This is a genomic window from Cellulomonas sp. GTC20042 (assembly GCF_055389595.1).
This window is the reverse complement of sequence record NZ_AP043678.1, coordinates 1,840,606-1,859,930: the sequence shown is the minus strand read 5'-3', so window position 1 is coordinate 1,859,930 and position 19,325 is coordinate 1,840,606. Positions and strand designations below refer to the sequence as shown.

Below are 19,325 nucleotides of genomic sequence, written 5' to 3'. Positions count from 1 at the left end.
CCCGCCCGTGCCGCGCCCGCTGCCCGTCGACCGCCTCGCCTACCGGCGCGCGCTGCGCGTCTCGCGGCTCTGCACGGCGGTGCTCGCGGCGCCCCTGGTGTGGCTCGTGCTGGAGATCGTCGCCCGCACCGGCAGCACGGATCCGCAGATGCGGGCGAGCGCGGGCTTCGTCTTCTTCGTGATCGGCGTGCACGTGCTGGTCTCGGTCGGGGTGCTGGTGCCCGTGTGGCGGCGCTCGTACCGGCTGCGTCCCGTGGTGCTGCGGGCCGACGCCACCCACGGCGAGGAGGTCGGGGTGCCGGAGATCGACGCGCCGTCCGGCCCGCACCGCGGGCTCAGCGGGGAGGTGCCGCCACCGACCCGGTGGTGAGCGGGCGGGGCGCGGGCGGCGGGGCGGCGCGGGCGCGGGCGCACGCGTGACGGCGGCACAGGCGCGCAGGTGCCGACCGCCCCCGCGCTGAGCAGCGGGGCTGCGGGGTCGGCGCCGGTGCCGCGGGTCAGCGACGGTGCAGCGTGGTGAGCCGGTGCACGGTGCGGAAGCCGAGCCGGTGGTAGATCCGACGCGCGCCGTCGTTGTCGTCCCACATGCCCAGCGACACCCACTCGGTGCCGTCGGCGAGCAGCGCGCGGGACGCCCCGGCGGTCAGCGCCGCCCCGAGTCCCTGCCCGCGCGCTCCCGGGCGCACGCCGAGGCCGTGCAGGTGCCACGAGCCCGCACCGCCGACGGTGCCGGTGGTCCAGCCCGCGCCGATCACGCCCGCGAGCCCGCCGCCGGTGTCCTCGGCGTCGTCGACGCCCCACCAGCGCTCGCCCTCGGCCAGCGGCACCGCCTCGGTGCCGGGGTTGGACACCGCGAGGCACGCGACCGCCGCCTCCCGGTCGTCGGGGGTGAGCACGCGCAGCCGGCGCTCCGCGGTGACCTCGGTCGGGGCCGTGCGCAGCACCATCCACTCCCAGCCGGTGCGGTTGGGCCGCAGGCCGTCGGCGAGCAGCGCGTCGCGCAGGTCCGGCATCGCGGCGGTGGGGACCCAGGCGTGCCGCAGCGTGCCCGGGTCGCGGGCCAGCGCCCGGCGCACCAGCGGCACGGTGGTGGCACGGCTGAGGTCGTCGTCGTGGCCGGCGCTGCTGCTGCCCGCGCCGTCGTCGTGACCCGCACCCGCGGATCCGTCCAGCGCGACGAGCATCCGGCCGCGCGTCGCCGGGTCACCGCCGGGCGTCGCCACCTGCTCGAGCACCACGCAGAGCGCGTCCCCGGCCACCTCCCAGGCGCCCGGCAGCCATTCCTCCCGCTCGCCGAGCAGCAGCTCGTCGCGGGACCAGGGGTCCGGGAGCGGGCCGTGGCCCGCCCCCGGCGTCCCGGCGGTCAGCTCTGGGCCGCGGTCTGCTCCGCGGCGGCCTTCTCGGCGTCCTTCGTGGCGTCCTTGGGCTTGGCGTCCACACCGGCCTCCTTGCGCTGCTGCGCGGAGATCGGGGCCGGCGCACCGGTCAGCGGGTCGTAGCCGCCACCCGACTTCGGGAACGCGATGACGTCGCGGATCGACTCCGAGCCGGTCAGCAGCGCGACCACGCGGTCCCAGCCGAACGCGATCCCGCCGTGTGGCGGGGCGCCGAACTGGAAGGCGTCGAGCAGCCAGCCGAACTTCTCGCGGGCCTCCTCCTCGCCGATCCCCATCGTCGCGAACACGCGCTCCTGCACGTCGCGGCGGTGGATACGGATCGAGCCGCCGCCGATCTCGTTGCCGTTGCACACGATGTCGTAGGCGTAGGCCAGCGCCTCGCCCGGCGACTCCTCGAAGCGGTCGATCCACTCCGGCGTCGGCGAGGTGAAGGCGTGGTGCACCGCGGTCCAGGCGCCGTCGCCCACGGCCACGTCGTCGTCCTCGCCGGTGGGCTTGAACAGCGGGGCGTCGACCACCCAGAGGAACGACCACTGCGACTCGTCGATCAGGCCGCCACGACGGCCGATCTCCAGGCGGGCGGCACCGAGCAGCCCCCGCGCCTCGGAGGCCTTGCCGGCGGCGAAGAACACCGCGTCGCCCGGCTGGGCGCCCACAGCGGCGACCAGGCCGTCGCGCTCCGCCTCGGAGATGTTCTTGGCGACCGGCCCGCCCAGGGTGCCGTCCTCGGCTACCGTGACGTACGCGAGGCCCCTGGCGCCGCGCTGCTTGGCCCACTCCTGCCAGGCGTCGAAGCCGCGGCGCGGGGTGGAGGCACCGCCGGGCTGCACCACGGCACCCACGTAGGGCGCCTGGAACACCCGGAACGGGGTGTCGGCGAAGAACGCGGTCAGCTCGACCAGCTCCAGGCCGAAGCGCAGGTCGGGCTTGTCGGTGCCGTAGCGGGCCATCGCCTCGGCGTAGGTCATCCGCGGCAGCGGCGTCGGCACCTGGTGGTCGATCAGGCCCCACAGCGCGACGAGCAGCTCCTCGCCCAGGCGGATGACGTCCTCCTGGTCGACGAAGGACATCTCGATGTCGAGCTGGGTGAACTCCGGCTGACGGTCCGCGCGGAAGTCCTCGTCGCGGTAGCAGCGGGCGATCTGGTAGTAGCGCTCGACGCCGCCGACCATGAGCAGCTGCTTGAACAGCTGCGGCGACTGCGGCAGCGCATACCAGGAGCCGGGGGCCAGACGGGCGGGCACCACGAAGTCGCGGGCGCCCTCCGGGGTGGAGCGGGTCAGCGTCGGGGTCTCGACCTCGACGAACTCGTGCGCCTCCAGCACGCCGCGCGCGGCCTGGCTGGCCTTCGAGCGCAGGCGCAGCGCCTTGGCCGGAGCCGGCCGGCGCAGGTCGAGGTAGCGGTGGCGCAGGCGCGCCTCCTCGCCGACCGGCTCGTCCAGCGAGGAGGAGACCTGGAACGGCAGCGGCGCCGCCTCGTTCAGCACGACGACCTCGGTGGCGACGACCTCGACCTCGCCGGTGGCGAGCGCGGTGTTCTCGTTGCCCGCGGGACGGCGGCCGACCTCGCCGGTCACCTGGAGCACGTACTCCGCGCGCAGCCCGTGCGCGACGGCCTCGTCCCGGATCACCACCTGGGCGATGCCGGAGGCGTCCCGCAGGTCCACGAAGGCCACGCCACCGTGATCGCGACGCCGGTCCACCCACCCGGTCAGGGTGACGGTGGTGCCGATGTGCTCGGCTCGCAGCGAGCCGGCGGTGTGGGTGCGCAGCACGACAGGTCCTCTCAGGTGGTGGGGCGCTGGCCACGGCGGGCAGCCCCGCGAGTCTACTGCGGGCCGCTCGCCCTGCTCACCGCCGGTCGAGCCCGCGCGTCGCCTCCCTCGCTCGCTGCCGGTCGGGTCCGCGCGTCGCTCGCCCCGCTCACCGCCCACCGGCACCCCCCGATCCGCCCCGCACCCCGATCCCCCGCTCAGAACAGCGCCGGTTGCAGGATCGCCGGACCACTCGCCACGGGTTGCGACGTCCCGCCCGCACCCCGCCGCCAGGGCGCGAAGGACGGCTCCCCCTCCGACGCGGGCCCGGGCGGGTGGCCCAGCCCGTACCGGTGGCGCAGCGGGCGCACCCGGTCCCGCAGCCACCGCCGGTACTCCTCCGGCACGTTCGCCCCGCGCCGGTAGAGCCGGTGGTAGCCCGCCACCAGGTCCGGCCGGTGCTCGGCCAGCCACGCGAGCATCAGCGGCCGCACCGGCCCGCGCAGGTGCAGCGGGATCACCGTCACCCAGGACGCGCCCGCCTCGGCCAGGTCGGCGAACAGCCCGTCCAGGTGCGCGGTGCCGTCGGTCAGCCAGGGCAGCACCGGCGCCACGAGCACCCCGCAGTCCAGCCCGGCGTCCCGGACCGCCCGGATCAGCGCCAGCCGGGCGCGCGGGGTCGGCGTGCCCGGTTCCAGCGCCTGCTGCAGCTGCTCCTCCCCGATCGCCAGGGACACCGCGAGGCTCACGCCCACCTGCCCGGAGGCCTCCACGAGCAGCGGCAGGTCGCGGCGCAGCAGCGTGCCCTTGGTCAGCAGCGACAGCGGCGTGCCGGAGGCCGCGAGCGCCCCGATGATCCCCGGCATGAGCGCGTACCGGCCCTCGGCCCGCTGGTAGGGGTCGGTGTTGGTGCCGAGCGCCACGTGCTCGTGCGCCCAGCTACGGCGGCGCAGCTCGGCGGTGAGCACCTCGACCACGTTGGTCTTCACGACGATCTGGGTCTCGAAGTCCGCACCCGCCCCCATCCCCAGGTACTCGTGCGTGGGCCGGGCGAAGCAGTACGCGCAGGCGTGCAGGCAGCCGCGCATCGGGTTGACCGTCCACCGGAACGGCATGTCCGAGGCCTCGGGCACCTTGTTCAGGGCCGAGCGGGCGCGCACCTCGTGGAAGGTGACCCCGGCGAACTCCGGGGTGCGCACCGAGCGGACGAGGCCCGCGAGCGCGAGGCCGGGCAGCGCGTCGCCACCGCTCTCGTCGCCCAGCTTCTGCCCGTCCCATCGCATGTCTCCATTCGAACACGCGTTCGAACGAGAGGCAAGATCTCCGCGCGCCCGGTCGACGAGCCCGTCCGAGACCCGCCGGGTTGCCGCGTCGGCCGGGCCGCCGGACGGTGGAGGCATGACGACCGCACCCGCCACCCCGTACGAGCCGGCCACCGACCCGGGACCCCACGCGCCGTCCGCCACCCGCCGCTGGCTGGTGCTGGGTGGCCTGCTGGCCCTGAGCGTCGCGGTCGCCCTGGTCGGCGGTCTCGCCTCCGCGTCCGGCGTCGACGGCTGGTACCAGGACGCCGCGAAGCCGTCCTGGACACCGCCGGACGCGCTGTTCGGGCCGGTGTGGACGGTGCTCTACGCCGCGATGGCGGTCGCCGCCTGGTGGGTGTGGCGCGAGCACGGCTGGCGCGGGGCGCGCACGGCGCTGACCCTCTACGGCGCGCAGCTGGCGCTGAACGCGGCGTGGACGCCGGTCTTCTTCGGCGCCGAGCAGCTCGGCCTCGGGCTGGCGGTGATCCTCGCGCTGGAGGTGGCGCTGGTCGCGACGATCGTGGCCTTCCACCGGCTGACCCCGGGCGCGGCGTGGCTGCTCGGCCCGTACCTCGCCTGGGTGCTGTACGCGACCACGCTCAACGCCGGGATCGCCGCGCTGGCCTGAGCCCGCGCGCGGTCCGCGACTCAGACCTCCGCGGGCACCACCCGGGGCCACAGGTCCTCGGCCGGCGGCGCCCACGTCGCGGCGTCGGCGTCCACCTGCTCGCCGGAGCGGATGTCCTTGACCTGATCGGCGGCGTCGGCGCCCGGGAACCACACGAAGGGGATCCCCCGACGGTCGGCGTGCTTGATCTGCTTGCCGAACTTCGCGGCGGTCGGCGCGACCTCGACCGGGATCCCCCGGGCACGCAGGGCGGCGGCCACCGCGTCGGAGGCCGCCCGGGTCTCCTCGTCGGTGACCGCGACCAGCACCGCGGCGGGCACGGCACGGGTGGCCCGCACCAGACCGCCGGAGATCAGCCGGGACACCAGCCGCGAGACACCGATCGACAGGCCGACGCCGGGGTAGGTGTTCGCGCCGTCCGACGCGAGGGTGTCGTAGCGGCCGCCGGAGCAGATCGAGCCGAGCTGCTCGTGACCCACCAGCACGGTCTCGTAGACCGAGCCGGTGTAGTAGTCGAGGCCCCGCGCGATCTTCAGGTCGGCGACGACGACCCCCGGCGCGCGCACGGCGGCGGCGGTGATCAGCTGCGCCAGCTCGGTCAGACCCTGCTCCATCAGCTCGGACTCGACGCCGTGGGCGGCCGCGAGCGCGCGCACCCGGTCGATCACGCCCGTGTCCTCGCCGGAGATCGCGGCGAGGTCCAGGCACGCCCGCGCCTGCGCGTCGGTGGCACCGGCCTCGGCGACCAGCAGCGCGACGACCTTCTCCGGGCCGATCTTGTCCAGCTTGTCGATGCTGCGCAGCACGGCCTCGACGTCGTCCAGCCCGATCCCGCGGTAGAAGCCCTCGGCGACGCGACGGTTGTTCACCAGGATCCGCACCGACGGCACGCCGATCTCGCGCAGCGCGCCCAGCGCCTCCGCCATCACCAGCGGCAGGTCCACCTCGTAGTGGTAGGGCAGGTCCCCGGAGCCGACCACGTCGATGTCGGCCTGCACGAACTCGCGGAACCGGCCGTCCTGGGGGCGCTCGCCGCGCCACACCTTCTGGATCTGGTAGCGCTGGAACGGGAACGCCAGCCGTCCGGCGTTCTCCAGCACGTAGCGCGCGAAGGGCACGGTGAGGTCGAAGTGCAGGCCCAGCCCGGCGTCCTTGCCCGCCTCGCCGCTGTCCTCCTGGAGCCGGCGCAGCACGTAGACCTCCTTGGAGGTCTCGCCCTTGCGCAGCAGCTGGTCCATCGGCTCGACCGCGCGGGTCTCGATCCCGGAGAACCCGTGCAGCTCGAAGGTGCGGCGCAGGGTGTCGAGGACGTGCTGCTCGACGAGACGACCGTCGGGGAGCCACTCGGGGAAGCCGGACAGCGGGGTGGGGCGTGCCATGGGGGTCATCCTGCCAGGTAGGGGTTGGTGCGACGTTCGACGTCCGTGCGGGTGGCGGGGCCGTGGCCGGGCAGCACGTGCGCGTCGGCGGGCAGCGCACGCACCACCTCGCGCAGGGTCCGCTCCATGACCGCGGGATCGCCGCCGGGCAGATCGGTGCGGCCGACGCTGCCGGCGAACAGCACGTCGCCGGTGAGCACGACCGGTGCGCCGTCCACCTCGACCAGGTACAGCGTCGATCCCGGGGTGTGGCCCGGCGCGTGCCGCGCGAGCACCCGGATCCCGCCGAGGTCGAGCGTGACGTCGTCGGACCGGCCGCCCTCCGGCGCCACCTCGCCGAACGCCTCGACCACCGGGACCTCGTACGTGCCGGGGTCCCGTCCGGCGGAACGCAGCGCGTCCGCCAGCGCCCCGCCCACGGCGAGCGAGGCCGGACCTGTTCCCCCGGCCAGCACGTGCAGCGGATCGATCGCCGCTGCGGCGTCGGCGGCGTGCAGCCGCAGCGGGACACCGGCGGCACCCGCCACCGCGGCGGCGTCCCACACGTGGTCCGGGTGCCCGTGCGTGGCGAGCACGGCCACCACGTGCAGCCCGTGCTCGGCGACCGCGCGCTCGACCAGCGGGGCCGCGCCGCCACCCGGATCGACCACGACGCAGGCGCCGTCGTCGGCCACCAGGAGGTAGCAGCTCGTGCCGAAGACGGGGGCCACCAGGGCGAGGATGCGCACCCCGTCACGCTAGCCGGGACCGGTCCCGCGCCGCACCGACCCGACGCACCGCACCGTCGATGCCGTCGGACGGGTCCGGGCTGCCTAGACTGTCCGGCGGGTGCGGGAGCCGTGCGCCGTCGACGTCTGCGACGGTGCGGTCCCCCGCGGCCTCGTGACCGAGACCGAGGAGTGTGCGTGCCGTCCAGCAAGCGCGAGCGCGAGTACGAGCGCCGCCGGTACGAGAAGTGGCAGGAGCGCCAGCAGGTGCGACGGGCGCAGCGTCGTCGCACCCAGGTGATCGCGGGCTCCGTCGTGGGCGTGCTCGTCGTCGTCGGCGGTGTCGCCGCGGCGATCGGGCTGTCCCGCGGCGATGACGCCAGCGCCTCGCCGAGCCCCTCGGCCTCCGCCAGCACGGCGACCGACGCGTCGACCGCCTCCACCGAGGCCCGCACCGGCAACGGTGGTGTGCTGCCCGACATCTCGCTCGCCGAGGACCGCACCTGGACCGGCACGATCACCACGGACCAGGGCGACATCGGCATCGAGCTCGAGGGCGACGTCGCCCCGCAGGCCGTCGCGAACTTCGTCACGCTGGCCCAGGAGGGCTACTTCGACGACACCGCCTGCCACCGGCTCGTGACCAGCGGCATCTACGTGCTCCAGTGCGGCGACCCGACCGCCACCGGCACCGGCGGCCCCGGCTACTCCTGGGGCCCGATCGAGAACGCGCCCTCGGACGACGTCTACCCGGCCGGCACCATCGCGATGGCCCGCCAGGGCGGCGACGGCGAGTCGATGGGCAGCCAGTTCTTCCTCGTCTACGAGGACTCGACCATCCCGTCCGACACCGCGGGCGGCTACACCGTGTTCGGCCGCATCACGTCAGGACTCGACGTGGTGCAGGCAATCGCTGACGCGGGCGTGAGCGGGGGTGCCTCCGACGGCACCCCGGCCATCCCCGTCACCATCGAGGGAGTGGAGACCCAGTGACCGAGACGCCCGAGCAGCACGGCCCCGAGAGCGACGAGGCCGCGGTCGACGCTGCGCTCGCGCCGACCACCGAGCCGACGGAGCCGGAGACCGCCCCGGTCGCCGAGGAGACGGCCACCGAGGCCGAGGTCGCGACGCCGGCCGAGACCGCGCCGGAGGCCGTGGCCGCCGAGCCGGAGACCACCGACGAGGTCGCCACCCCGGCCGAGGCCAAGGCCGAGCCCACGCCCGTCGAGGCCGAGGTGAGCGACGCGACAGCCGAGCCCGCCGCGTCCGAGACCGAGCCGGAGACCGCCGCGGAGGACGCCGAGGTGCAGGCCGAGGCCGCACCCGCCGCGACGACCCCCGCCCCCCGTCCGGGCCCGCGCCCGCCGCTGCCGAGCGCCATGCGTCCCCGGCCGCGCCCCGCGACCCCCGCCGCCGAGAGCGCCGCGCCGGCCGCACCCGCCGTGCCGGTCCCGGCGCCGGACGACTCCGCCGAGGCGGCCGCCGCCGCCGAGTTCGGCCGGGTCGACGAGGAGGGCACCGTCTACGTGCGCGAGCCCGCCGGTGAGCGCGCCGTGGGCCAGTTCCCCGGTGCCGGTGCCGACGAGGCGCTCGCGCTCTACGTCCGCCGGTTCCTGGACCTCCAGGCCAAGGTCGTGCTGTTCGAGGCCCGCCTGACCGCCACCGACCTCGCGGTCAAGGAGATCGACCAGACCCTCGCCAAACTGACCGAGGAGCTGGCCGAGCCGGCCGCCGTCGGTGACCTGGACGGGCTCCGCACCCGCCTGGAGGGCCTGCGCGGCGCCGCCGCCGAGCGTCGTGCCGCCGTGGAGGCCGAGCGCACCGCCGCCCGCGCCGCCGCCGTCGAGGCGCGCACCGCGATCGTGGACCGTGCCGAGAAGGTCGCGGGCACCGACCCGTCGCGCATGCAGTGGCGCCCCGCGGGCGAGCAGCTGCGCGCGCTGCTGGACGAGTGGAAGGACGCGCAGCGCTCCGGCCCGCGCATCGACCGCCCGACGGAGGAGGCGCTCTGGAAGCGCTTCAGCCACGCGCGGACGACCTTCGACCGCGAGCGTCGGCACTACTTCGCCGAGCTCGAGTCCCGCAACGCGGGGGCGAAGGCCACCAAGGAGGAGATCGTCCGCGAGGCCGAGCGCCTCGTGACCAGCACCGAGTGGGGTGCCACGGCCGGTGCCTACCGCGACCTGATGGCCCGCTGGAAGGCGGCAGGGCGCGCCAGCCGTGCGGACGACGACGCGCTGTGGGCCCGGTTCCGTGCTGCCCAGGACGCGTTCTTCCAGGCCCGTGACGAGGTGAACGCCGCGACCGACCGCGAGTTCGGCGCCAATCTCGAGGTCAAGGAGGCCCTGCTCGTCGAGGCCGAGGCGATCGACGTGTCGCGCGGCCTGGCCGCCGCGAAGTCCGCCCTGCGCTCGATCCAGGACCGCTGGGAGGCTGCCGGCAAGGTCCCGCGCGGCGACATCCAGCGCGTCGAGGCCCGCCTGCGCGCGGTCGAGGCCACCGTGCGGGACGCCGACCAGGCCGAGTGGCGCCGGACCAACCCCGAGACGCGGGCCCGCGCCGAGGGTGCGGCCGCGCAGCTCGAGAACGCCATCGCGCAGCTCGAGTCCGACCTCGCCAAGGCCCAGGCCGGCGGCGACGCCCGGAAGGTCAAGGAGGCGCAGGCCGCCCTCGACGCCCGCCGGTCGTGGCTGGAGCAGGTGCAGCGCGCCGCCGAGGAGTCGCGCGGCTGACGCACCGCCTCGCAGCACCCCGACGGGGCCCGTGATCGCCTGATCGCGGGCCCCGTCGGGCGTCTCGCCGACGACGCACCACGACGACCGGGACCGGCCGCGATCAGGACACCCGCAGGATCACGGGTCGTCGAGCCGTCCACAGGTCCGAGATCGCTCCGTCGTCCACAGGCCGACCAGGTGCCCCTGGCGAGACCGACAGCGCGCAGGTCACGCTGTCCGCATGACCGCGCCCTGGCTCCCCGCCCCGCTGCTCGACGCGAACCCGCGCGTCGGGCTGGCCGCCGACGACCCGCCGGTGCGCCCCGCACGCGATCCCGACGCGGTGGTCCGCCGGTCGGATCTCGGCTCGGTGGCGTGGCAGGTGCTCGTGCACGACGGCGCCGTGCTGGCGCTCACAGACGAGGTCGGCGTCCCGGGCGGCACGCCGGTGCGGCCCGTGCACCGGGCGGCGGCGCTGCCGGAGCGTCCTGCCAAGGGTCGTGCGGTCTGCGGAGCCGCTGCGGTCTGGGTGCACACCGGTGGGCCGTGCCCCGACCTGCTGGACACGTGCCTGCCGGCGGCGGCCGGCCGCACCTCGCCCGGCGGGGTGGTGGTGCTCGCCGGGATCCCGGTGCTGGACCCGGTCGGGACGGCGGTCGAGCTGCTGCGCCGTGTGCCGCTCGACCGTGCGCGGCCGCTGGTCGACCGGCTGCGCACGCACGCCGGGGTCGATCTGGGCGCGGCGTGGCTCGCGCTCGCCGCGTGGTCGAACCGGCGCGGGATCCGGCAGGCCGAGACCGCCCTGCGCGCGCTGATGGCGCAGGAGCCGGGCGGTCAGTGCAGGACCGGGGTCTCCCCCGCCTTGGCACCGGTGATCCGGTACACGTCGAAGACGCCCTCGACCTTGCGCACCGCCGACAGCACCGAGGCGAGGTGCGAGGGCTCGGCCATCTCGAAGACGAACCGGGACATCGCCACCCGGTCGCGGGAGGTCGACACCGAGGCGGACAGGATGTTGACGTGATGGTCGGACAGCACCCGCGTCACGTCCGACAGCAGGCGGCTGCGGTCCAGCGCCTCCACCTGGATCTGCACCAGGAACAGCGCCGTGCTGCCCTGGCTCCACTCGACGTCCACCATGCGCTCGGGCTCGGAGCGCAGCTGCGTGACGTTGATGCAGTCCGAGCGGTGCACGCTCACGCCCGCGCCCCGGGTGACGAAGCCGACGATGTCGTCGCCCGGCACCGGCGTGCAGCACTTGGCGAGCTTGACCCAGATGTCGTCCACGCCCTTGACGACCACGCCGGGATCACCGGTGCGCACCCGCCGCGCGGTCTGGCCGGGACGCGCCGTCTCGGCGATGTCCTCCTCCGCGCCCGGCTCGCCGCCCATGGCGTGCACCAGGCGCTGCACCACGCTCGCCGCCGACGCCTGGCCCTCGCCGATCGCCGCGTACAGCGCAGAGACGTCCGCGAAGCGCATCTCGTTCGCGATGGCGACCAGCGACTCGTGCGACAGCAGGCGCTGGATCGGCAGGTTCTGCTTCCGCATCGCCTTGGCGATGAGGTCCTTGCCCTGCTCGATCGCCTCCTCGCGGCGCTCCTTGGTGAACCACTGGCGGATCTTGTTCCGCGCACGCGGGCTGGTGACGAAGCCGAGCCAGTCGCGGCTCGGGCCGGCGGTCTCGGACTTCGAGGTGAAGACCTCGACCACGTCGCCGTTCTCCAGCGTCGAGTCCAGCGGCACCAGCCGCCCGTTCACCCGGGCGCCCATGGTCCGGTGGCCGACCTCGGTGTGCACCGCGTAGGCGAAGTCCACCGGGGTCGCGCCGGCGGGCAGCGCCATCACGTCGCCCTTGGGCGTGAAGACGTAGACCTCGCCGTCGGCGATCTCGAAGCGCAGCGAGTCCAGGAACTCCGACGGGTCCGCGGTCTCCTTCTGCCAGTCGACCAGCTGGCGCAGCCAGGTCATGTCGTTGCCGGCGGAGTCCTCGGCGCCGGCCTGGTTCTTGGCGCCCTCCTTGTACTTCCAGTGCGCCGCGACGCCGTACTCCGCGCGACGGTGCATGTCGTGCGTGCGGATCTGGATCTCCACCGGCTTGCCGCCGGGGCCGATCACCGTCGTGTGCAGCGACTGGTAGAGGTTGAACTTCGGCATCGCGATGTAGTCCTTGAACCGGCCGGGCACCGGGTTCCATCGCGCGTGCAGGGCGCCGAGGGCCGCGTAGCAGTCCCGGACGGTGTCGACCAGGACGCGCACGCCCACCAGGTCGTAGATGTCGGCGAAGTCGCGACCCCGCACGATCATCTTCTGGTAGATCGAGTAGTAGTGCTTCGGCCGGCCGGTGACCGTGGCCTTGATCTTCGCGGTGCGCAGGTCGGTGCCGACCTGCTCGCGGACGACGGCCAGGTACTCCTCGCGGGCGGGGGCGCGCTCCGCCACCAGGTGCACGATCTCGTCGTACACCTTGGGGTAGAGCGTCGAGAACGACAGGTCCTCGAGCTCCCACTTGATCGTGTTCATGCCGAGCCGGTGCGCCAGCGGGGCGTAGATCTCCAGCGTCTCGCGGGCCTTCTTCTCCGCGGAGGCCGCCGGGACGAACTTCCAGGTGCGCGCGTTGTGCAGCCGGTCCGCGAGCTTGATCACCAGCACGCGGATGTCGCGGGACATCGCCACGACCATCTTGCGGACGGTCTCGGCCTGCGCGGCGTCGCCGTAGGTGACCTTGTCGAGCTTGGTCACGCCGTCGACCAGCATCGCGATCTCGGGGCCGTACTCGCTGCGCAGCTGCTCGAGCGAGTAGTCGGTGTCCTCGACGGTGTCGTGCAGCAGCGCGGCGGCCAGCGTCGGCGGCGTCATGCCGAGCTCGGCCAGGATCGTCGCCACCGCCACCGGGTGCGTGATGTACGGGTCGCCGCTCTTGCGCAGCTGACCCCGGTGCGCGCGCTCGGCGGTCGCGTAGGCGCGCTCCAGCAGGGTCAGGTCGGCCTTCGGGTGGTTGGTGCGGACGGCCTGGAGCAGCGGCTCGATCACCGGCGACTGCGTCGGGGCCCGCCCGGTGCCGAACCTGGCCAGGCGCGAGCGCACCCGAGCGGTGGCCCCCGTCGCGGTGGGGGCTTCCGCGCGCGCCTCGGGCGTGGTCGACGTCCGTACCGGGTCCGCCATCGACGCCTCCACCGTGGTCGCGCTGCTGATCCGGACGATTCTACGGCGTCGTGGGAGCCTCGCTCTCCGCCCTGCGCGATCACGCCCCGGCGCGGCGGCCTCCGATGCGCGATCGTGACCTCGACCAGGTGAACCGGCAGGTCGCGGCGTCGCGGGACGGTCGGGGCGTGGAGGACACGCGGGCGATGCGCTCGGTGCGAGCAGTTCGTGCGCGCGCACCGAGGGCGCGGACCGCACGGGCACGCCCGCCGACCGCCGCCCCCGACGCACCGGCGCCCGCGTCCGTCGTGAGGACGGGCGCGGGCGCCAGTAGAGGTGCTGCGGGTGATCCGGCCGCTGCCTGCGCGGCGGCCGCGATCCGCCCGGTGCTCAGTCGACGGCGAGCAGTGCGTCGACCGGGTAGCCGGTGAGCTGGGAACGCCCGGGCAGGAACGTCAGGTCCATCAGGAACGACAGGCCGACGATCTCCGCCCCGCACTCCTCGAGCAGCGAGACGGTCGCCGCCGCGGTGCCGCCGGTGGCGAGCACGTCGTCCACGACGAGCACGCGCGCGCCCCGCGGGACGGTGAACGGGTGCACCTCGACGGTGGCGGCCCCGTACTCCAGCTCGTACTGGCGGGAGGCGGTCGGTCCGGGCAGCTTGCCGGCCTTGCGGATCGGCAGGAACCCGGCGCCGAGCTCGCGGGCGACGGGGGCGGCGAGGATGAACCCGCGCGCCTCCATGCCGGCGACCAGGTCGACCGGTCCGGGCACCCGGGCGGCGATCTCGCGGACGACCGCCGCGAAGGCGGGGCCGTCGGCGAGCAGCGGGGTGATGTCCTTGAACACCACGCCGGCCGTCGGGTAGTCCGGCACGTCGCGCACGAGCTCGTGGATCCGTGCGACCAGCGCCTCGCCGCTCAGGGCGGTGTCGTTCCCGGCGCTCATCGCCGTCCCTTCTTCTTGCGCGGCTGCGCGGTGACTCCCTGGTGGCCGCCCGGACGCAGCTGGCCGGTGACCCGCGCGACGTCGGCGGTGCTCACCTCGGCGCCCTCGGCGGTCGCCTCCTCGGTCCGTCCGGCACGGGCCGCCAGCACCTTCGTGGTGTGCGCGCGGATCGCGGGCTCACCGTTGCGGAAGGCGACCTCGAGCGGCGTCGCCAGGAAGATCGAGGAGAACGCGCCGACGATCATGCCGACGAACAGCGCGAGCGCGATGTCGCGCAGCGTGCCGGCGCCGAGCACGAAGGCCCCGATGAACAGGATCGCCGCGACCGGGAGCAGCGCCACGACCGAGGTGTTGATCGAGCGGACCAGGGTCTGGTTGACCGCGAGGTTCGCGCGCTCGGCGTAGGTGGCCCGCGTCTGGTCGGTGATCGCGACGGTGTTCTCGCGCACCTTGTCGAACACCACGACGGTGTCGTAGATCGAGTACCCGAGGATCGTCAGGAAGCCGATCACCGTCGCCGGCGTGACCTCCCAGCCGACCGCCGCATACACGCCCGCGGTGATGACCAGGTCGTGGAACAGCGCGATCAGTGCCGCGATGGCCATCCGCCAGTTGCGGAAGTAGATCGTCATGACGACCGTGACCAGCACCAGGAAGACGATGAGGCTGGTGATCGCCTTGTTCGAGACGTCCTTGCCCCAGGTCGGGCCGATGAACGAGCTCGCGACGTCGTCCTCCGTGACGTCGAAGGTCTGCTCGAGGGTGGTGCGCACCTGCTCGACCTGGTCGTTGGTCAGGGTCGAGGTCTGGATGCGCAGCGTGGACGAGCCGACGCTGGTGACGCGCGGCACCTCCTCCGGGGCCACGGAGGTGACGGCCTCGCTGGCGGCGTCCTGGTCGGCGTCCTTGACGTTCGAGACGGTGAACTCGGAGCCACCCCGGAACTCGATGCCGGGCTCGAGGCCGGGCCAGATCAGCAGGATCGCGGACAGCACCACGAGCACGCCGGAGATGGTGAACCACGTCCGGCGGCGCCCGACGATGTCGTACGAGCGGCGACCGGTGTAGAGGTCGTTGCCCCACTGGGCGAAGTTGACGGCCATCAGCCCTCGCTCCCCTCGGTGCGTCGGGTCTGGGTCTGGTCGACGTCCGCGGGCGGTCCGTCGTCACCGTCCGGCGCCTCGGCCACCGGCTCCGGCGCGCCGGCCGTCTCGGCAGCCACTCCCGCCGCTGCGGCGCGCTCGGCGGCGCGGCGCTCGGCGATGGTCTGGCCGTGCGGGGTCTCCACCAGGGTGGACGTCGTGGTGCTCGCGTCCGCGCCGAGCAGCGCGGCCTCGCCGGCGGGCTTGCGCCCGCTGCTGACCCGGCCGCGGCCGACGTAGCGCGGGGACTCGGTGACGCCGAGGCGCTTGGGGTCCAGGCCGGAGAACCGGTGACCGCTGCCGAAGAACTTGGTCCTGGCCAGCAGCAGCATCACCGGGTGGGTGAACACGAAGACGATCAGCAGGTCGAGCAGCGTCGTCAGTCCGAGGGTGAAGGCGAAGCCGCGCACCCCGCCGACGGCGAGCAGGTAGAGGACGACGGCAGCGAGGAAGTTCACCGCGTCCGAGGCCAGGATCGTGCGGCGCGCCCGCTCCCACCCGCGGTCCACGGCGGCGACCAGCGTCCGGCCCTCGCGCAGCTCGTCACGGATGCGTTCGAAGTACACGATGAACGAGTCCGCGGTGATGCCGATCGCCACGATCAGTCCGGCGACGCCGGGCAGCGACAGGCGGTAGCCCTGGCCCCAGGACAGCAGCGCGATCACGCCGTAGGTGAGCACCGCGGCGATGACCAGCGAGGCGACGGTGACCAGGCCGAGGGCGCGGTACTGGAACAGCGAGTAGAGCACCACCAGCAGCAGGCCGATCACACCGGCGATCAGACCCTTCTCCAGCTGCTCGGAGCCGAGCGTCGCGGAGATCTGCTCCTGGCTCTGCACCTCGAAGGACAGCGGCAGCGCGCCGAACTTCAGCTGGTTGGCCAGCGCGGTCGCGCTGTCGCGGGTGAAGGAGCCGGAGATCTCGGCCTTGCCGTCGGCGATCACGGTGCCGCTGGACAGGCTGGGCGCGGAGATGACCAGGCCGTCGAGCACGATGCCGAACTGGTTCTGCGGGCTCGTCAGGGCCTGGAGCCGCTGGGTGACGTCCTTGAACTCCTCGGCGCCCTGCGAGTCGAACTCGAGGTTGACGACCCACTCGTTGGTGACGGCACCGGTGGAGGTGGTGCGCAGGCCGGAGGACGCGGTCTTGATCCGGTCGCCCTCCACCTCGACCGGCCCGAGGATGTACTTCACGGTGCCGGAGGGGTCGCAGGTGACCAGCGCGGTGTCGGGGTCGTTGCCGCCGCCACCGGTGAGGTTCGCCGGGTCGGTGCAGTCGAGCTGGTCGAACGCCGCCTGCACGGCCGGGGTGATGTAGTACTCGGCGTCGCTGGCGCTGTCCGGCGCGTCCTTGGTCGGCTCGTCCGAGGGCTCCGCGGTGGCGTCCGCCGAGGCGGTCGGGTCGGAGGTGGCCGTGGCGTCCGCCGTCGGCGTCGGGTTGCCGTAGGTCAGGACCGGGCGGAACTCCATCTGCGCGGAGGTCCGGACCAGGTCCAGGGTCTCCTCGCTCGGGCGCCCGGGGAGGGCCACGACGATGTTGGACCCGCCCTGGCTGGTGATCTCGGCCTCGGCGACGCCGGAGGAGTCCACGCGCTGGCGGATCACCTCGATCGCCTGGTCGATGGTCTCCTGGTCGACCGAGGAGGCGTCCTCCGCGATCGGGGCGAGGATCAGCTGGGTCCCGCCCTCCAGGTCCAGCGCGAGCTTCGGCGCCCAGGTGGCGTCGGAGAGCTTGGTGCCGGCGAACAGGGTGCCGAAGACGGCGACGACCAGGACACCGAGCGTGACCAGCGTGCGCGCCGGGTGCCGGCGACGGGTGGGTGGGGCCAACGGATCTTCTTCTCTCGTGCGCGTACCGCCCGTGGTGTGCGGGCGGTACGGGTGATGGAGACCCCGGCCGACGAGCGGCCGGGGGCCGGCGCGACTACTTCTTCTTCTTGTCCTCGTCCTCGGGGGCGTCCTCGCCGCGGGCCGGCGGCAGCGTGGACAGGTCGTCGGGCACCTCGATGGTCCCGATCACCTCGTCCGCGTCCTGCTCGACGTCCTCGTCGTCCTCCCACTCGTCATCGACGTCCTCGTCGGAGCCGTCCTCGTCCTCGTCCTCGACGGGGGGCTCGACCAGGCGGGAGATCGCGGCCAGCACCCAGCGGGTCTGGCTGCCGGAGGGCGACTCGAGGGTGACGACGCCGTCCTCGACCTCGACCACGGTGCCGAGCATGCCCGAGGCGGTCTGCACCTCCTGGCCCGCCTGCAGGTTGTCGCGGAAGCTCAGGGCCGCGCGCTGCTGCTTGCGGGTGCGGCTCGTCATGAGCCACATGGCGCCCACGGCGAGTACGAGGATGATCAGAAGGTCCACAGCGAGATGCTCCAGTCGGTGATGACGTCCGCCGCAGTCTAGGCGCCGCGGCTCCGCGCTCCTAACGACCAGAGGTGGTCGGCGGTTCCCGGCGCGCAGCACTGCGACGCACGCGCGCCATGCTAGCGGGTGGACCCGTGCCCTGGTCGCAGACCTGCGTACCAGCACGGACGGGTGCGCACGCGCCCTCAGCCGAACAGCGTGCCGCTCGGCTCCGGGGCGCGCAGCCCGAGGTGCGCCCACGCCTCCGGCGTCGCGACGCGTCCGCGCGGGGTCCGCCCGATCAGCCCCTCGCGCACCAGGAACGGCTCCGCGACGGTCTCCACGGTCTCCGGCTCCTCCCCCACGGCCACCGCGAGCGTGGTCAGCCCCACCGGGCCGCCGCCGAAGCGGGTGCACAGCGCGGTGAGCACGGCGCGGTCGAGGCGGTCGAGCCCGCGCACGTCCACCTCGTAGACGTCGAGGGCGGCCCGTGCGGCGTCGAGGGACAGCGTGCCGTCTCCGCGCACCTGCGCCCAGTCGCGCACCCGGCGCAGCAGCCGGTTGGCGATCCGGGGGGTGCCGCGCGAGCGGGAGGCGATCTCGGCCGCGGCCTCGCCGGCCAGCGGCACGCCGAGCAGGCCGGCGGAGCGCACCAGCACCCGCTCCAGCTCGTCGTCGGCGTAGAAGTCGAGGTGCCCGGTGAAGCCGAAGCGGTCGCGCAGCGGTGCGGGCAGCAGTCCGGCGCGGGTGGTGGCGCCGACCACGGTGAACGGGGGCAGCGCCAGCGGGATCGCCGACGCCCCCGCACCCTTGCCGACGACGACGTCCACCCGGAAGTCCTCCATGGCGACGTACAGCAGCTCCTCGGCGGGCCGGGCGAGCCGGTGGATCTCGTCCAGGAACAGCACCTCGCCCTCCTCCAGGGAGGACAGCACCGCGGCGAGGTCCCCGGCGTGCTGGATGGCCGGGCCGCTGGTGACGCGCAGCGAGACGCCGAGCTCGGCGGCGATGATCATGGCGAGGGTGGTCTTGCCGAGCCCGGGCGGCCCGGACAGCAGCACGTGGTCCGGGGCACGGCCGCGGCCGACGGCGGCCTCCAGCACCAGCGACAGCTGCTCGCGCACGACCTTCTGCCCGACGAACTCGTCCAGGTGCCGGGGGCGCAGCGCGGCCTCGGCGGCCCGCTCGACCTCGTCGGCACCGGACCGGACCAGGCCGGCCCCGCCGTCGTCGTCCACGGTCGGCTCAGCCACGGCCACCGCCCAGGGCGCGCAGGGCGGCGCGCAGCACGCCCGCCACATCCTCGTCCCCGACCGGCTCGTCGCCCTCGCCGAGCACCTGGCCGACCGCGTCGGCGGCGGCCTTCTGGTTCCAGCCGAGGCCGACCAGCGCCTCGACCACCTGGTCCCGCCGGTCCCCCGGAGCGGGCACGCGGCCCCCGGTCGACGTGACCTCGCCGTGCGGCGCGCCGAGCCGGTCCGCCAGCTCGAGCACGATGCGCTGGGCCCCCTTGTGGCCGATGCCCGGCACCCGCTTGAGGGCGGCCAGATCCTCGCCGGCGACGGCACGGCGCAGCCCGTCCGGGGTGTGCACGGCGAGCATCGCCAGCGCGAGACGCGGGCCGACGCCGCTGACGGTCTGCAGGATCTCGAAGACCTCGCGCTCGTCCTCGTCGCCGAAGCCGAACAGGGTCAGCGACTCCTCGCGGACCACCATCGAGGTCGCCAGGCGCGCCTGCTGCCCGACCCGCAGCCCCGCGAGCGTCGCCGGGGTGGTCTGCACCAGCAGGCCGACACCGCCGACCTCGACCACGGCGGCGTCCAGCCGCACCGCGAGAACCGTCCCGTGCACCGAGGCGATCACACCCGGCT

16 protein-coding genes are annotated in these 19,325 nt (G+C 74.3%); 4 read left to right on the top strand and 12 right to left on the bottom strand.

Annotated elements, in window-relative coordinates; translation table 11 throughout:
- Positions 1-7: 7 nt before the first annotated feature.
- The gene (locus ACZ5HG_RS08530) at positions 8-370 is read left to right on the top strand and encodes a hypothetical protein (protein ID WP_464181786.1); all 363 of its coding nucleotides are present in this window, start codon (positions 8-10) and stop codon (positions 368-370) included.
- 127 nt (positions 371-497) lie between these two features.
- Here ACZ5HG_RS08530 and ACZ5HG_RS08525 read toward each other — a convergent pair whose 3' ends face one another.
- From ACZ5HG_RS08525 to ACZ5HG_RS08515, 3 genes are all read right to left on the bottom strand, one after another.
- Positions 498-1,238 carry a GNAT family N-acetyltransferase gene (locus ACZ5HG_RS08525; RefSeq protein ID WP_464181784.1) on the bottom strand — a complete coding sequence of 247 codons (741 nt, stop codon included), beginning with the start codon at positions 1,236-1,238 and terminating at the stop codon, positions 498-500.
- 125 nt (positions 1,239-1,363) lie between these two features.
- Positions 1,364-3,172 carry an aspartate--tRNA ligase gene (gene aspS, locus ACZ5HG_RS08520; protein WP_464181782.1) on the bottom strand — a complete coding sequence of 603 codons (1,809 nt, stop codon included), beginning with the start codon at positions 3,170-3,172 and terminating at the stop codon, positions 1,364-1,366.
- Between the two features lie 197 nt (positions 3,173-3,369).
- Positions 3,370-4,434 carry an Rv2578c family radical SAM protein gene (locus ACZ5HG_RS08515; protein WP_464181780.1) on the bottom strand — a complete coding sequence of 355 codons (1,065 nt, stop codon included), beginning with the start codon at positions 4,432-4,434 and terminating at the stop codon, positions 3,370-3,372.
- 115 nt (positions 4,435-4,549) lie between these two features.
- Here ACZ5HG_RS08515 and ACZ5HG_RS08510 point away from each other — a divergent pair, with 115 nt between their 5' ends.
- Entirely contained in the window at positions 4,550-5,083 is a 534-nt protein-coding gene (locus ACZ5HG_RS08510) for a TspO/MBR family protein (protein WP_464181778.1), read from the top strand.
- Between the two features lie 20 nt (positions 5,084-5,103).
- Here ACZ5HG_RS08510 and hisS read toward each other — a convergent pair whose 3' ends face one another.
- Positions 5,104-6,462, bottom strand: a complete 1,359-nt coding sequence (gene hisS / locus ACZ5HG_RS08505) for a histidine--tRNA ligase (RefSeq protein WP_464181776.1) — start codon at positions 6,460-6,462, stop codon at positions 5,104-5,106.
- A gap of 5 nt (positions 6,463-6,467) precedes the next feature.
- On the bottom strand, positions 6,468-7,190 hold the full coding sequence (locus ACZ5HG_RS08500; RefSeq protein WP_464181774.1) for an MBL fold metallo-hydrolase: 723 nt from the start codon (positions 7,188-7,190) through the stop codon (positions 6,468-6,470).
- A gap of 177 nt (positions 7,191-7,367) precedes the next feature.
- Here ACZ5HG_RS08500 and ACZ5HG_RS08495 point away from each other — a divergent pair, with 177 nt between their 5' ends.
- The gene (locus ACZ5HG_RS08495; RefSeq protein WP_464181772.1) at positions 7,368-8,162 is read left to right on the top strand and encodes a peptidylprolyl isomerase; all 795 of its coding nucleotides are present in this window, start codon (positions 7,368-7,370) and stop codon (positions 8,160-8,162) included.
- Positions 8,159-9,901 (top strand): DUF349 domain-containing protein, encoded by a 1,743-nt coding sequence (locus tag ACZ5HG_RS08490; RefSeq protein WP_464181770.1) that lies wholly within the window; start codon positions 8,159-8,161, stop codon positions 9,899-9,901. The genes ACZ5HG_RS08495 and ACZ5HG_RS08490 overlap by 4 nt, the downstream gene beginning before the upstream one ends.
- An 816-nt stretch (positions 9,902-10,717) precedes the next feature.
- On the opposite strand, the gene ACZ5HG_RS08485 is transcribed toward ACZ5HG_RS08490, so the two are convergent.
- The 7 genes from ACZ5HG_RS08485 to ruvA form a co-directional block, all read right to left on the bottom strand.
- Positions 10,718-13,048 (bottom strand): RelA/SpoT family protein, encoded by a 2,331-nt coding sequence (locus tag ACZ5HG_RS08485; RefSeq protein ID WP_464181768.1) that lies wholly within the window; start codon positions 13,046-13,048, stop codon positions 10,718-10,720.
- A 369-nt stretch (positions 13,049-13,417) separates the two neighbouring features.
- Positions 13,418-13,975, bottom strand: coding sequence for an adenine phosphoribosyltransferase (locus tag ACZ5HG_RS08480; RefSeq protein ID WP_464181767.1), 558 nt, complete (start codon positions 13,973-13,975; stop codon positions 13,418-13,420).
- Positions 13,972-15,078 carry a protein translocase subunit SecF gene (gene secF / locus ACZ5HG_RS08475; protein WP_464181765.1) on the bottom strand — a complete coding sequence of 369 codons (1,107 nt, stop codon included), beginning with the start codon at positions 15,076-15,078 and terminating at the stop codon, positions 13,972-13,974. Before secF ends, ACZ5HG_RS08480 begins: the two co-directional genes overlap by 4 nt.
- A complete protein-coding gene (secD, locus tag ACZ5HG_RS08470) occupies positions 15,078-16,946 on the bottom strand; it encodes a protein translocase subunit SecD (RefSeq protein ID WP_464181764.1) in 1,869 nt (622 codons plus the stop codon). The genes secF and secD overlap by 1 nt, the downstream gene beginning before the upstream one ends.
- 94 nt (positions 16,947-17,040) lie before the next feature.
- A complete protein-coding gene (yajC, locus tag ACZ5HG_RS08465; RefSeq protein WP_464181763.1) occupies positions 17,041-17,472 on the bottom strand; it encodes a preprotein translocase subunit YajC in 432 nt (143 codons plus the stop codon).
- A 188-nt stretch (positions 17,473-17,660) separates the two neighbouring features.
- The gene (ruvB, locus tag ACZ5HG_RS08460) at positions 17,661-18,707 is read right to left on the bottom strand and encodes a Holliday junction branch migration DNA helicase RuvB (protein ID WP_464181762.1); all 1,047 of its coding nucleotides are present in this window, start codon (positions 18,705-18,707) and stop codon (positions 17,661-17,663) included.
- On the bottom strand, positions 18,700-19,317 hold the full coding sequence (gene ruvA, locus ACZ5HG_RS08455) for a Holliday junction branch migration protein RuvA (RefSeq protein ID WP_464181761.1): 618 nt from the start codon (positions 19,315-19,317) through the stop codon (positions 18,700-18,702). The genes ruvB and ruvA overlap by 8 nt, the downstream gene beginning before the upstream one ends.
- Positions 19,318-19,325: the final 8 nt, after the last annotated feature.